Origin of the sequence: Enterobacter sp. Ag1, assembly GCA_000277545.1 — a bacterium.
In the GTDB taxonomy this organism is placed as follows: Bacteria; Pseudomonadota; Gammaproteobacteria; order Enterobacterales; family Enterobacteriaceae; genus Cedecea.
Genome location: AKXM01000006.1, coordinates 1 through 14,525, shown reverse-complemented (window position 1 = coordinate 14,525; position 14,525 = coordinate 1). Strand labels below are relative to the sequence as shown.

Genomic DNA, 14,525 nt, shown 5'->3' with positions numbered 1-14,525 from the left:
GAAAATCAACGGGCTGATTTTCAGCTGATAACCCACAAAGCGAGAAAAAGTCACTTTGCTCTGACGAAAAGGGGGCATTTCTGCCCCCGGTCTATCTCACTACACCACCAGCAGCGTGCCCTGGCGGAATTTACGCTTGTAGACGATGGAGGTCAGGATAATCGGCACAATCACCGCGATAACAATTGCAATGGCGTAGACGCCCCAGAACTTAGGCTGAATGGACAGGATGCCCGGCAGACCGCCGACGCCAATCCCGTTCGCCATCACGCCGTTCAGGCCGCACAGCAGGCCAGCCAGGCCGGAACCGACCATCGCGCACAGCATCGGGAAGTGGTACTTCAGGTTGATCCCGTACATAGCCGGTTCGGTGACGCCGAGGTAGGCAGAAATGGCCGCCGGGACGGAGATTTCACGTTCATTCTGCTTGCGGCTACAGATAATGATGCCGACAACCGCAGAAGCCTGCGCGATGTTAGACAGCGCAATCAGCGGCCAAACCGGTGTCCCGCCCAGGCTCTGGATCATCTGCATGTCGATGGCCAGCGTGGTCTGGTGAACGCCGGTAATCACCAATGGTGCATACAGGAAACCAAACAGCGCGGCGCCGATAGGGGCGAAGCTGCCGGTCATCAGGTGGCGAACCGCGAACGCCACGCCGTCGCCGATCATACGGCCAAACGGCCCGATGACGGTGTGCGCCAGGAAAACTGCCAGGATCAGCGAGCAAACCGGCACGATAACCAGATAAAGATAATCCGGCACGATGCGCTTCATACGAGTTTCGATGAAGCCGAGCGCCAGACCGGCCAGCAGCGCCGGGATAACCTGCGCCTGGTAACCGACTTTCTCAATAGTGAACCAGCCGAAGTTCCACACTTCCGGGATCTTGGTGCCCAGTTCGTAGGCGTTCATCAGCTGCGGGGAGACCAGCGTAACGCCCAGCACGATGCCGAGGATCGGCGTGCCGCCCATTTTCTTCACCGCAGACCAGCAAATGCCCACCGGCAGATAGAAGAAGATCGCTTCACCAATCAACCACAGGAAGTCATAGACGGTTTTCAGCGCCGGGTACATCTGGGCAAGGGTTTCCCCGTTGCTCATCGGCAGGTCGCCAATGACGTTACGGAAACCGAGGATCAGGCCTCCGCTGATAAGCGCAGGCAGCAGCGGGAAGAAGATCTCTGCGAAGTGGGAGATCAGCTGCTCGTGCCATTTCATATTTTGACGCGCCGCCGTCTTGGCCTGCTCTTTGTCGGCGGAGTCCAGCCCGGTCGTGGCGATCAGCGCTTTGTAGTAATCATCCACATCGGTACCGATAACCACCTGGAACTGGCCGGCATTGGTAAAGCAGCCTTTCACCATGGGCAGATTTTCGATCTCTTTAGGATGGGCATTTTCGGGATGGTTCAGCACAAAACGCAGTCGGGTAATGCAGTGGCTGACGGTGGCGATATTCTCGCGCCCGCCAACCAGTTCGATCAGTTTGTCGATGTCTTGTTGTTTTACTTTGCTCATAAGTAACACCCTGGGTAGGAGGTAATGACCTGTTGTAAGGGTAGCCAGGTTTCTATTTTGCGAAAATGGGAACGTTCCCGAAACCGGGCGAAGATCACAAAATCCCGATCAGGGGCGGTTTTATTGCAGGTGACTAGGGATGACGATTTGCCGCAGCTGTTGGCCCTGAGAAATCTGCCCGATCAGCTGTAAAGCCGCGGCACGACCGGCTTCGGCGTAGCCTGGGTCAACGGTAATGATTTCAGGATGCAAGAATTTCATCAGCGGCGTGTTCCCCACGCTCGCCAGTTGAATATCGCTGCGGTTTTGCTGCTGGAGATATTTGCTTGCGCCCAGCGCCAGGGTGTCAGTGGCGCACAGCAGGGCGGTGGTTTTCGGGGTCAGAACTTCAACCACATGCTCGTAGCCCTGCTTCATGGCAAGGCCGGGCAGGGCGGCATTTGGAACGATATCGTGGTCACGGCAAAAAGCGAGATACGCCTGGTGGCGGCGGTAACCGGTGGTGACGTCGCCGTGCGGTACGCCAAGGAAGCTGATGTCCCGGTGACCCTGCTGATAAAGCGTGGACATCAGGATGTGAATAGAGCCTTCATCGTCATAACACACCGAAGCGAAGCCGCTGGCGTCTCGCGCCATCAGCACCAGCGTGGAACGCCATGGCTGCAGCACTTTCTCGTTGATGCCGGTGAAGCCAAACAGAATCACGCCGTCGATGTTGCGGCGGCGCAGCATGCCAAGATGCTCCTCAACCATCTCTGGTGAGAACTGGCTTTCCATCATGATCGGATCGTAGCCCTGCTCGTAAAGGCAAGGCAGCATGGTTTGCACCGCCAGATTTTCCGACAGTGAGTCCAGGCGGGTCACGATAATGGCGACGACTTTATCGCTTTGGCCCCGCATCGCGCGCGCCGAGCGGGAGGGGGAAAACTCATGCTGCTGCATTACCGCTTCAACCCGTTCCCGCGTGCGGGCGCTGACGCCGCTTTCATTGTTCAATACGCGAGAAACGGTAGATTTCCCCACGCCGCTCAGGCGGGCAATATCTTTGATGGTAAGGCGACTTTGCATGGTTGTTCTTTTCCCTGGCGGTCACGGTGCAAATTGGTTGGTTAGACAATGGCGGCTAGCCCTGTTCCCTTTGGGACACGAATGCGGTGATTGTCACTCGTTTGCCACCAACCTGTAATCCGGATTATTTAGAATATACTTATCAGGAGTAAAGTTTTAACGCGCTATCCCGTTCCCGATATGGGCAAAATCTGGTTTACAGACGGTTTAGTTTTACGGGCGTAGTATACCTGGCATTCTCATTATGCCAGAAGGCGTAATGCTATTTTTCTTTCAACGCTACCGGAGATGACATGGAACCCGATCCCAGTCCTCACCTTGAAGTAACAGGAATTTTCCGGTAAGCCACAGGTTAACGCCCGCTGCCTTACCGGTTTTGTAAGGCAGTGACGACCGCTCTCTTTTACGTCCCTGCTTGTTGATGCTCTCCTGCCTGATGCAGCTTTGTTGCGCCTGCAGGAAACTTAGGTACCGCTCAAGACGGTGCTAAGGACGTTTATGCAATTCAAAAACCTCACGCGCCAGCTGATGTCCCAGCTGAGCCGCCATCTGCCGCGCCGCCTGGTGCAGCGCGATCCTATGCCTGACGGGAAAGTGGTGGCGAAGGCCGCCGATATTCCGGCGACGCTGACCCAGGCCTGCCTGAAATATGCCGCCGCCAGCGAAGAGCAGCTCTACGTTGAGTTTGGCAGCCACCCGGAAGGGCTGGACGCTCGCGAAGTCGAAAAGGCGCGCGAAACCCACGGTCTGAACCAGATCCCGGCGCAGCAGCCCGCGCCGTGGTTTGTGCATCTCTGGGTTTGTTACCGCAACCCGTTCAACCTGCTGCTGACGGCGCTGGGGATTTTCTCCTACGCAACGGAAGATGATCTGTTTGGCGCCAGCGTCATCGCGCTGATGGTGGTGATTTCCACGCTGCTGAACTTCATCCAGGAAACCCGCTCCACCCGCGCGGCGGATGCGCTGAAGGCGATGGTTAGCAACACTGCGACCGTGCTGCGTGTGATCAACGAACAGGGTGAATATGCCTACGTCGAAGTTCCGCTGGACCAGCTGGTGCCGGGGGATATCGTTAAGCTTGCCGCAGGTGACATGATCCCGGCGGATCTGCGCGTGATTCAGGCGCGTGACCTGTTTGTTGGCCAGGCGTCGCTGACCGGGGAATCTCTGCCAGTCGAGAAAGTTGCCGTCAGCCGCCAACATGACCAGCACAACCCGCTGGAGTGCGACAACCTCTGCTTTATGGGCACCAACGTGGTCAGCGGTACCGCGCTGGCGATGATTATCGCCACCGGCGGCAACACCTGGTTCGGCCAGCTTGCCGGACGTGTCACCCAGCAGGAAAGCGAACCTAACGCCTTCCAGCGGGGTATCAGCCGCGTAAGCTGGCTGCTGATCCGCTTCATGATGGTGATGGTGCCGGTGGTGCTGCTGATTAACGGCTTCACCAAGGGCGACTGGTGGGAAGCGGCGCTGTTCTCGCTCTCCGTTGCCGTCGGCCTGACGCCGGAAATGCTGCCCATGATTGTGACCTCTACGCTGGCGCGCGGGGCGGTCAAGCTGTCGAAGCAAAAAGTCATTGTGAAACACCTGGATGCTATCCAGAACTTTGGCGCGATGGACATCCTGTGTACCGATAAAACCGGCACCCTGACGCAGGACCGCATCGTGCTGGAAACCCACACCGATATCTTCGGCGAACAAAGCGATCGCGTGCTGCATACCGCCTGGCTGAATAGCCACTACCAGACCGGCCTGAAAAACCTGCTCGACGTGGCGGTACTGGAAGGCGTCGATGCCGATCACGCCCGCACGGCGGTTGCCCGCTGGCACAAAATAGATGAAATTCCTTTCGACTTTGACCGTCGCCGCATGTCGGTTGTGGTCTCCGAGCAGGCCGACGTGCATCAGCTAATCTGCAAAGGCGCGTTGCAGGAGATCCTCAACGTCTGTACCCACGTGCGCCACGGCGACGAAATCGTACCGCTCAGTGAAGGGATGCTGACGCGTATTCGCAGCGTAACCGACTCGCTAAACAGCCAGGGGCTGCGCGTCGTTGCCGTTGCCACCAAATTCCTGCCAGCCCGCAGCGCAGACTACAGCCGCGTGGATGAGTCCGATCTGATCCTCGAAGGCTACATTGCCTTCCTCGATCCGCCGAAAGAAACCACCGCTCCGGCGTTAAAAGCGCTGAAAGCCAGCGGCATCGCGGTGAAAATCCTGACCGGTGACAGCGAACTGGTCGCGGCGAAAGTATGCCGTGAAGTCGGCCTGGAAGTCGGCGACCTGATTATCGGCAGCGACATCGAAGAGATGAGCGATGACGAGCTGGCTCGTGTGGCGCTGCAAACCACGCTGTTTGCCCGCCTGACGCCGATGCACAAAGAGCGTATCGTTCGCCTGCTGCGCGGTGAAGGCCATGTGGTTGGCTTTATGGGCGACGGCATCAATGATGCTCCAGCGTTACGTGCGGCGGATATCGGTATTTCCGTTGATGGCGCGGTGGATATCGCCCGTGAAGCTGCCGACATCATCCTGCTGGAAAAAAGCCTGATGGTGCTGGAAGAGGGCGTGATTGAAGGCCGTCGTACCTTCGCCAACATGCTCAAGTACATCAAAATGACCGCCAGCTCCAACTTCGGCAACGTCTTCAGCGTGCTGGTGGCCAGTGCCTTCCTGCCGTTCCTGCCGATGCTGCCGATCCACTTACTGATTCAGAACCTGATGTACGATGTCTCGCAGGTCGCGATCCCGTTTGATAACGTCGATGATGAGCAAATCAAGCAGCCGCAGCGCTGGAATCCGGCCGACCTGGGCCGCTTTATGGTGTTCTTCGGGCCGCTCAGCTCCATCTTCGATATCGTGACCTTCGGCGTGATGTGGTGGATTTTCAAAGCCAATTCCCCGGAAGCGCAAACGCTGTTCCAGTCCGGCTGGTTCGTGGAAGGCCTGCTGTCGCAGACGCTGATTGTGCACATGATCCGTACCCGTCGCATTCCGTTCCTGCAAAGCCGTCCGGCCTGGCCGCTGATGGTGATGACGCTGCTGGTGATGGCGCTCGGGATTGCGCTGCCGTTCTCCCCGCTGGCGGAGTACCTCCACCTGCAGGCGCTGCCGCTGAGCTACTTCCCGCTGCTGGTGATCATCCTGGTAGGCTACATGATGCTGACTCAGGCGGTAAAAGGTTTCTATAGCCGCCGTTACGGCTGGCAGTAATCCAAATATTGACGAGATGTGATCCACGTCTCGCCACCGCCTTGCTGAAAAATCCTTCACGTGATAACAGATTGTTTTTGCTGTTTTCTGGCCCGTCACGTGAAAGGATTATCCATGTTCAAATCGCTTCGTTTCAGCCTGCTGGCCGCAGGTATCGCCGTTGCCTGCCAGGCGCAGGCCGCCCCGGCAGGGGATCTCCCGTTAATGCCCTGGCCGCAGCAGGTCGAACTCCCGGCCACGCAGGGCAGCCTGGCGCTGACTAACGCCGTGTCTATTGCCATTATCGGCGACAAGCTCGACGGCGCCATTGACCGCTGGCGGCAGCGTATCAGCCTGCAAACCGGCTGGCAGCTTCAGCCTGCGGCTGCACAGCCGGCCAAACCCACGATTGCTATTCAAATCAAACAAGCCGTTGATCCACTGCCTAAAGCTGACAGCGACGAAAGTTATGCCTTAAGCGTGACGGCGGACGGCGTGAAGCTCACCGCTAACACGCGATTTGGGGCAATGCGCGGCATGGAGACCTTGCTGCAGCTGATTCAAAATGGCCCGCAAAACACGTCGATTCCTTATGTAGAAATCAAAGATGTCCCGCGCTTCCCGTGGCGAGGGCTGCTGCTTGATTCGGCTCGCCACTTTATGCCGGTGAACGACATTCTCCGTCAGCTGGACGGGATGGCCGCCGCCAAGCTGAACGTCTTCCACTGGCACCTGACGGACGATCAGGGTTGGCGCTTTGCGTCGACTCATTATCCAAAGCTGCAGCAGCTGGCGAGCGACGGGCAGTTCTATACACAGGCGCAAATGAAACAGGTGGTACGCTATGCCACCTCGCTGGGCATTCGCGTGGTGCCGGAAATCGACCTGCCGGGCCACGGTTCAGCGCTGGCTGTCGCTTACCCTGAGCTGATGAGCGCGCCGGGGCCTTACCAAATGGAGCGCAACTGGGGCGTCCTGAAGCCGTTGCTAAACCCGGCAAACGAAGCGGCCTACAAATTTGTTGATACGCTGATTGGCGAAGTTACAGCCATTTTCCCGGACAGTTACTTGCATATCGGCGGCGATGAGGTGGATGACACCCAGTGGAAAGAAAACGCCGCCATCCAGCAATTTATGAAGCAGCACAACCTGGCGGACTCTCATGCGCTGCAAACGTACTTCAACCAGCGACTGGAGAAGATCCTCGAGAAACATAAGCGCCAGATGATGGGCTGGGATGAGATTTATCACCCGGATCTGCCGAAGAACATTTTGATCCAGTCCTGGCAGGGGCAGGATTCGCTGGGGGCGATTGCGGCCAAAGGCTACAAAGGCATTCTGTCCACGGGCTTTTACCTCGATCAGCCGCAGTCCACCGCCTACCATTACCGCAATGAAATCCTGCCGGTTGGGCTAAACGGGGTGGATCACATCCGCGAGGCCGACAGCGCACAGAGCTGGTTCTTCAACATGCCTCGCCTGAAAGGCAGTGCGGTAGAGGGCAGTTTTACGCTGGTGAAAAGTGACGGCGGCTGGCGCGGATTTATCGACTTCAAGGGCAAATCCCGCCGTGCAGTTCATGACGTAAAATGGCTGAACCCAACTCAGGTAACCTTTACGGTAGACACCTGGATGGGGGAAACGCGCCCGGTAGTCACGCTGGAAAACGACAAGCTTAATGGCTACTTCCTGGTGGGCAACGTGCGCTATCCGGCGACCGGGCAGAAGCTCGAGGGCATCCCGGATGGCAAACAGCCTGTGGTCCCAACCGAAGCGCAGATGAGCAATATCCTCGGCGGCGAAGCGGCGCTGTGGGCGGAAAACGTGATCTCCCCGCTGCTGGATATCAAGCTCTGGCCGCGGACTTTTGCCGTAGCCGAGCGGCTGTGGTCGGCTAAAGACGTCACAGACGTGGACAATATGTACCAGCGTATGCAGGCCATTGATGCCTGGTCCACGGTCTCCGTTGGCCTGCGTCAGCACACCGAGTCCGTTACGCAGCTCACTCGCCTCGCCGGTACACCGGAGATCATGCCTCTGCAAATCCTCGCCCAGGCCATTGAGCCGGCGCAGTACTACACGCGCCAGCATCTGAAATTCCAGGCCGGGAATTACAACCACTTTGAGCCGCTGAACCGCTTTGCCGATGCGCTTGGGGCCGAAAGTGGGCAGGTCAGGGCGATTAACGGTTGGGTGGACAAACTGATTGCCGACAGGGAAGACGGGAACAGTGCGGAAGCGTTGCGCCATATCTTCACTCGCTGGCAGAACAACACCCCGGATGTATTGGCGCTGATCGACGGCAACTACGTGCTAAAACCGCTCAAGCCGGTTGCTGAAGACGTGGACAAGCTCGCCGGGCTGGGCTTAAGGCTGACGGATTTGGTGGCGAAGCAAGGTTCGCTCAGCGATGACGAGCTGAAGGCCATTCAGGCTCAGCTGGATGCTGCGGCGCAGACTCGTGATGAAGTGGTGATTGCGGCGGTGTATCCGCTGGAGAAACTGCTGCGGGCTGCCGTGAAGTAAGAAAGAAATGGCCCCGTGAAAGCGGGGCCAGAAGCAAAGCGCGACGGCGAACTAGCGGCGAACGGCGATAGCTTCGATTTCGATTTTAACGTCTTTCGGCAGACGAGCCACTTCAACGCAAGAGCGAGCCGGGAAGGTCGCATTATGTTCGTTGAAGAAGGCTTCGTAGGTGGCGTTTACGGTCGCGAAATCGTTCAGGTCTTTCACAAACACGGTAGTTTTCACGATGTCGCCCACTTTCAGACCTGCGGACTCAACGATAGCCTTCACGTTTTCCAGGGACTGACGAGCCTGAGCGGCTACATCTTCCGGCACTTCGCCGGTTTTTGGGTTCACCGGGATCTGCCCGGAAGTGATGATCATGCTCCCGAGATCGACACCCTGAACATAAGGACCGATAGCGGCCGGTGCATTTTCCGTGCTAAGCGTACGTGACATACTTTCTCCTTAGTATTGGATATAAACTCCGCCCATTATAGGGACGGGAAATTGCTTGTCATTAGTGGTCGTTAATCTACCAGAACCACGTGGCGAGCGAACTCTTTCTCGCAATACTTGCACTTCAGGCTGATATCGTCGGCGCGCTGCTTCACGGCGAACGAAGAAGCCACCGGCTCGTTGTGGCTGATGCAGTTGGTGTTCGGGCACAGCAGCACTTTCTCGATGCGATCCGGCAGGCTTGGGGTGCTTTTGCCCACCACTTCGTATTCGTCGATGCGGTTCACCGTGGCGTGCGGGGCGTACAGCGCCAGCTGATTCACCTGCTCGTCGGTCAGGAAAGTATTTTCAATTTTGATCAGATCTTTGCGACCCAGCTCGCGGGACGGCAAATTCAGGCCGATGGTAATGCGCTGGTCGGTTTCGGTCAGTTGGAACAGGGTCAGCAGCTTAAAGCCAACCTGAGCCGGAATGTGGTCGATAACGGTGCCGCGCTTGATGGCTTCAACCTGTAATTTATTATCGTGCGTCATCTTCTTGTCCTCTCACTTAAACCAGTTCGCGATTCAACACCAGCGCCAGCAGCGCCTGGCGAGCAAAAATACCGTTCCCGGCCTGCTGGAAGTACCAGGCATGCGGCGTGCTGTCTACGTCGGTGGTGATCTCATCCACGCGCGGCAGCGGGTGCAGCACCTTCATGTTGCCGCGTGCGCCGGCCAGGTCGGCGGCGCGCAGGATAAACTGCGCCTTAACGTTGGCGTACTCAGACGGATCCAGACGCTCTTTCTGCACGCGGGTCATATACAGAATGTCCAGCTCGCCCACCACTTCGTCGATAGACTCGTGGCGGCTCCAGGCAATGCCTTTTTCATCCAGCATGTCGAGAATGTACTGCGGCATCGCCAGGGCATTTGGCGCGATGAAATAGAAGCGGTTGCCGTTGAACTTCGCCAGCGCCTGGGCCAGCGAATGCACGGTGCGGCCATATTTCAGGTCGCCGACCATGGCGATATTCAGATTCTCCAGGCGGCCCTGAGTTTCCTGAATGGTGAATAAATCCAGCAGGGTTTGGGTCGGGTGCTGGTTCGCGCCGTCACCGGCGTTCAGCACCGGGATCTCACCGGAAAACTCGGTGGCCAGGCGGGCCGCGCCTTCCTGCGGGTGGCGCATCACAATGGCGTCCACGTAGGTACTGATGACGGAGATGGTATCCGCCAGCGTCTCACCTTTCTTGCCCAGCGAAGTGTTGCTGCTGTCGGAGAAACCCACCACGGACGCGCCCAGACGGTGAATGGAGGTTTCAAACGAGAGGCGGGTTCGGGTCGACGCTTCAAAGAAGCAACTGGCGATAACTTTGTGCTTCAGCAACTCCGGCTGTGGATTAGCTTTTAGCTTTGCCGCGGTTGCCAGCACCAGTTCAAGTTCTTCACGACTGAGATCATTGATGGAAATGATGTGTTTTTTATAGAGCGGGTTAGTCATGCTTCTCTCCTGTTCTCGGGCCGACGGGCAAAAAAAAGGCCCCTCAACGAGGGGCCTTAGCAATTTGGGAATTTAGACATTCGACGGTGCAACGGGAAGAAAAACGCCCTGCCGCGTCTGCTTTCAGACGTCGAGCTGCGACATTTTTTTGAACACAGTAAACCATGCTTCCTCCCGGCAAATTGTGGCGCATTATACGCGCGTGGGTGTTCTCTGCAAGCGCTAAAATCACACTTTTTCATGGGCGCTGCAATCGGTTGCGGTGCATTCAGGCCTGGCCCAGCATACGCATGATGCGGCGATGCACCAGCGGCGTTTTTTGCACTTCACGCGGCGCAATCCAGACCACGCTGCTGCCGGCGACCACGCCCAAAATCTCTGCGATGGCGTGATGATCGAGAATTTTTGCTATCGCTTTGCCGTAACCTGACACCGTATGCACCATGACAAATTCGCTGTTGTGCTCAACGCTTAACACCATTTCGGCCACCGAACGCGCCGCGTTGGGCTGGGGCAAAGTCTGCGGGCTAAGAGCATAGATTTTTTGCCCTTTGGCATTGCGCAATTTGATAACGCCCAGCAGCTTGAGCAGGCGGGAGACGGTGGACTGACTGATGGCTTCGAAGCCGTGCTGTTTCAGGTCATGGCGCAGTTGCTCCTGGGAGTGATAACTCTTGTGGCTGATGAGCTGTTGGCACAGTTCAAGCTGGCGCTGCTCTTTCTCGAACGAGAGGCGGGATGTCCTCATGATCTCTATACACTCCTGTGATGGCCGGTGCGTTTTCATTGCACGGTGGATGAACGTAATTTATTGATAGAAATGATTTTTATTAATTTTATCTTTTTAAAATGTTGCCAATGGATGGAGATGAAGCGTTTAACGCCACAATCGTGGCGTTAATGGCGTCAGGCTATCTGTAAATTTCCACTTATGACCAGTTTTAATGTCCATGCGGCCAGAGCCAGAATGGCCACGGCGATCGCCAGTTCATAGCTTTTCAGCAGCGGCTGACCCTGGGTTTTTTTCTGCCACAGGAACACCAGAATGCCCGGCGTGAATAACAGCGAGCTCAGCAACATCGAATCGCCTGCGGCGTAGCAAAGCCAGAAGCCGTAAGCCGTGGCAATCAGGCCAAGCACGATGCCGCCGGTTCGTGATTCCCCCTGTCCATAGCGCTCCCCGGTCCAGGCCAGCTTCAGCCCGTAGGCTGCGCTGAACAGGTACGGAGGTAAAATGGCCGCCGTGGCAATGGAGAATAGCGCCTGGTAGCCGGCGGCGTAGAACAGGGTAAGGATCAGGAAGAGCTGAATTAAGCCATTGGTGATCCACAGTGAAAACGAAGGTGAATGACGGGCGTTCTCTTTGGCGAAAATTTTAGGGAAAATGCCGTCAATTGCCGCGACACGCGGTAATTCTGCGGCAAACAGCGTCCAGGCCAGCAGCGCGCCGGCTACGGACAGAATCACGCCTCCGGCAACGAACTTCGCTCCCCATGCCCCGACCACGCTTTCCAGCACGCCGGCCATCGACGGATTCTTCAGCCCGGCCAGGCTCGCCTGATCGAGGATCCCCATCGACAGCACGCTGACCAGCACGTAAATCGCCAGCGCGCCCAGCAGACCAATGACCGTTGCCTTACCGATATCCTCACGTTTTGCGGCCCGGGCAGAAACAACGGTTGCCCCTTCAATGCCGATAAACACCCAGGTAGTTACCAGCATGGTGTTTTTAACCTGGTCGAAAATTTCCGGGCGAGATCCTTCGACCAGCATCATGCGGCCCCAGAAATCCGCCGTGAACACGCCAATCCGAAAGGCAATCAGCACCGCGACAATAAAGACCAGCAGAATGATGACCTTGACCACGGTGAGGATGGTGTTGATGTAGGCGGCTTCTCGCACCCCGCGAAGTACCAGGGCATGAACTAACCAAAGCACGATGGAGGCGCCGATAATCGACGGCAGGTTATTCCCGTCGCCAAACACCGGAATGAAAAAGCTCATGGCGCTGAACAGCAGCACCGCGTAAGAGACGTTCCCGAGCCAGGCGGAGAACCAGTAGCCCCAGGCGGACTGAAAGCCAATAAAGTCGCCAAACCCGGCCCGGGCATAGCTGTAAACGCCGCCGTCAAGATCCGGGCAGCGAGCGCTGAGATTCTGATAAATAAACGCCAGGCAAAGCATGCCGACGCCGGTAATGGCCCAGCCGATCAGCAATGCGCCGGGGGACGCTACCGAAGCAAAGTTTTGCGGCAGGCTGAAAACGCCCCCGCCAATCATGGATCCTATAACCAGCGCCACCAGCGCGCTGAGTCCGAGTTTTCTTTCACTGCTTGTGGAGGTGTCTGCGGCACCTTCATGGGTAACATCGGCCATTTCCTTTTCTCCCGCTGCGCGAAGCAGCACAAGGGCAATACGGGCAGCGAGGGGTTCCCACTGCCCGACAGCGTTACGCGCCGAGCGTGGCGACCATCACGGCTTTAATGGTGTGCATGCGGTTTTCGGCTTCGTCGAAGACAATGGAGTGTGCTGACTCAAAGACTTCCTCGGTCACTTCCAGCCCCTTCAGGCCGTAGGTTTCTTCGATCTCTTTGCCGACTTTGGTGTGTTCGTTATGGAAGGCAGGCAGGCAATGCATGAACTTGACGTTCGGGTTGCCGGTCGCATTAAGAACGCTCTGGTTAATCTGGTAGGGCGTCATGATGCTTACGCGTTCAGCCCAGGCTTCTTTAGGCTCGCCCATCGAAACCCAAACGTCCGTGTAGAGGAAATCCACGCCCGCAACGCCTTCTTCCACGCTGTCCGTCAGCATGATGCGGCCGCCGGTTTCTTTGGCGATGGCGCGGCATTGCTCGACCAGCGCCGCTTCAGGCCAGAAGGCTTTCGGCGCGACAAGACGAATATCCATGCCCATTTTGGCTGCGCCCACCATCAGGGAATTGCCCATGTTGTTACGGGCATCGCCGAGATAAGCGAAGGAGAGATCCTGCAGTTTTTTACCCGGAGCGTGCTCCAGCATGGTCATCAGGTCGGCGAGGATCTGGGTCGGGTGAAATTCATTGGTTAGCCCGTTCCACACCGGCACGCCAGCGTATTCCCCCAGCTCTTCGACAATGTCCTGGCCATAGCCGCGGTATTCAATCCCGTCGTACATCCGCCCCAGCACGCGAGCGGTATCTTTCATGGATTCTTTATGGCCGATTTGCGAGCCGCTTGGCCCCAGATAGGTCACCAGCGCGCCCTGGTCAAACGCGCCAACCTCAAAGGCGCAGCGGGTACGGGTGGAGGTTTTCTCGAAGATCAGCGCGATGTTTTTACCGCATAGCGTTTTTTTCTCTGTTCCGGCCTGTTTGGCGGCCTTCAGTTCACGGGCCAGGTCGATGAGGTACTGAATTTCTGCCGGTTTGAAGTCGAGGAGTTTCAGGAAATTACGGTTTTTTAGGTTGATAGTCATTTTCGTTATCCTTTGAATGAGAAGTTTTTTTACCCTCACCCCGGCCCTCTCCCTGGAAGGGCGAGGGGGGAAATGCTGGTGATTCTGTTTCGTTTCCTGTCCCCTCTCCCCTGGGGGAGGAGGAAGTGCAGGCGGCTCGGTTTTATCCCCTCTCCCCCAGGGGATGTACAGTCCGGGGACATGGTAGACAGGTGTTCGCAGACATGGTGAACACTTTTTAACATCCTTTACCCATGGTGATCGACTTATTCTTCAGGTCGATCACCCCCACTTTCGTGCTGTACCACCACACTTCATAACATCCGTCTTCCATCGTCTCTTTCAGCCCCACATATTCTCCTCTGAACGCTTTACCTGCCTTCAGACTGCTGCCCCTGAAGCTCAGCTTTCCGCTGATATCTACCTTCCGTACCTCCACTCCCTCATCGTATTCCGGTGGCTTAACGTCTGCACTGTACTGCCGGGACGATGGCTGATATCGCGAAGCCGGTGCCTTCATCGCGAGTGCCTCGTGGGGCCGCTCCAGGTTATACACCGTCCGCCAGTGGTCGAAGGCCCGTTGCACCTGCTGGCTGTCCGTAAACCACTGGCCCTGCAGCACTTCCGCCTTCAGACTGCGGTGAAAACGCTCCAGCTTGCCCTGCGTCTGTGGGTGGTAAGGCCGGGAATGGCTCACCCGGATACTCTGGCGCATCAGCCACAGTTCCAGTGCTGTCCAGGTCCCGGTGGTATCTCCCCACGGCGCACCGTTATCCATCGTCATCCTCTCCGGCAGGCCATAACGTTCAAAGACATTAATCAGTTGGGTCTGCACGGTGACACGGCGTTCATCGGTACAGTGAGC

Annotated in this window: 11 protein-coding genes; 2 read left to right on the top strand and 9 right to left on the bottom strand. The window is 57.0% G+C overall.

Translation table 11 applies throughout. From position 1 onward, the window contains the following. Nucleotides 1–99: 99 nt before the first annotated feature. Nucleotides 100–1,518 carry a PTS trehalose transporter subunit IIBC gene (treB, locus tag A936_RS03620; protein ID WP_008454726.1) on the bottom strand — a complete coding sequence of 473 codons (1,419 nt, stop codon included), beginning with the start codon at nt 1,516–1,518 and terminating at the stop codon, nt 100–102. A 120-nt stretch (nt 1,519–1,638) separates the two neighbouring features. Next, complete coding sequence (treR, locus tag A936_RS03615) at nt 1,639–2,586, bottom strand: trehalose operon repressor TreR (RefSeq protein ID WP_008454725.1); 948 nt, start codon at nt 2,584–2,586, stop codon at nt 1,639–1,641. A gap of 498 nt (nt 2,587–3,084) precedes the next feature. Between treR and mgtA the strand changes: the two genes are divergently transcribed. Together mgtA and A936_RS03605 are read left to right on the top strand one after the other, a co-directional pair. Continuing rightward, nucleotides 3,085–5,802, top strand: a complete 2,718-nt coding sequence (gene mgtA, locus A936_RS03610; protein WP_008454724.1) for a magnesium-translocating P-type ATPase — start codon at nt 3,085–3,087, stop codon at nt 5,800–5,802. A gap of 114 nt (nt 5,803–5,916) precedes the next feature. Further along, on the top strand, nt 5,917–8,307 hold the full coding sequence (locus tag A936_RS03605) for a beta-N-acetylhexosaminidase (protein WP_008454723.1): 2,391 nt from the start codon (nt 5,917–5,919) through the stop codon (nt 8,305–8,307). Nucleotides 8,308–8,358: 51 nt separating this feature from the next. Here A936_RS03605 and ridA read toward each other — a convergent pair whose 3' ends face one another. From ridA to A936_RS03570, 7 genes are all read right to left on the bottom strand, one after another. Continuing rightward, the gene (gene ridA, locus A936_RS03600; RefSeq protein WP_008454721.1) at nt 8,359–8,745 is read right to left on the bottom strand and encodes a 2-iminobutanoate/2-iminopropanoate deaminase; all 387 of its coding nucleotides are present in this window, start codon (nt 8,743–8,745) and stop codon (nt 8,359–8,361) included. Nucleotides 8,746–8,816: 71 nt separating this feature from the next. Then, the gene (gene pyrI / locus A936_RS03595) at nt 8,817–9,278 is read right to left on the bottom strand and encodes an aspartate carbamoyltransferase regulatory subunit (protein ID WP_008454720.1); all 462 of its coding nucleotides are present in this window, start codon (nt 9,276–9,278) and stop codon (nt 8,817–8,819) included. 16 nt (nt 9,279–9,294) lie between these two features. Next, nucleotides 9,295–10,227 carry an aspartate carbamoyltransferase gene (pyrB, locus tag A936_RS03590; protein WP_008454719.1) on the bottom strand — a complete coding sequence of 311 codons (933 nt, stop codon included), beginning with the start codon at nt 10,225–10,227 and terminating at the stop codon, nt 9,295–9,297. Nucleotides 10,228–10,495: 268 nt separating this feature from the next. After that, nucleotides 10,496–10,975 carry an arginine repressor gene (locus tag A936_RS03585; RefSeq protein WP_008454718.1) on the bottom strand — a complete coding sequence of 160 codons (480 nt, stop codon included), beginning with the start codon at nt 10,973–10,975 and terminating at the stop codon, nt 10,496–10,498. A 158-nt stretch (nt 10,976–11,133) separates the two neighbouring features. Beyond that, nucleotides 11,134–12,603 (bottom strand): arginine-ornithine antiporter, encoded by a 1,470-nt coding sequence (gene arcD, locus A936_RS03580; protein WP_008454716.1) that lies wholly within the window; start codon nt 12,601–12,603, stop codon nt 11,134–11,136. A gap of 73 nt (nt 12,604–12,676) precedes the next feature. Then, the gene (argF, locus tag A936_RS03575) at nt 12,677–13,681 is read right to left on the bottom strand and encodes an ornithine carbamoyltransferase (RefSeq protein WP_008454714.1); all 1,005 of its coding nucleotides are present in this window, start codon (nt 13,679–13,681) and stop codon (nt 12,677–12,679) included. A 217-nt stretch (nt 13,682–13,898) separates the two neighbouring features. Beyond that, a partial coding sequence (locus A936_RS03570) for an IS481 family transposase (RefSeq protein WP_008454712.1) occupies nt 13,899–14,525 on the bottom strand: 627 nt, incomplete at its 5' end.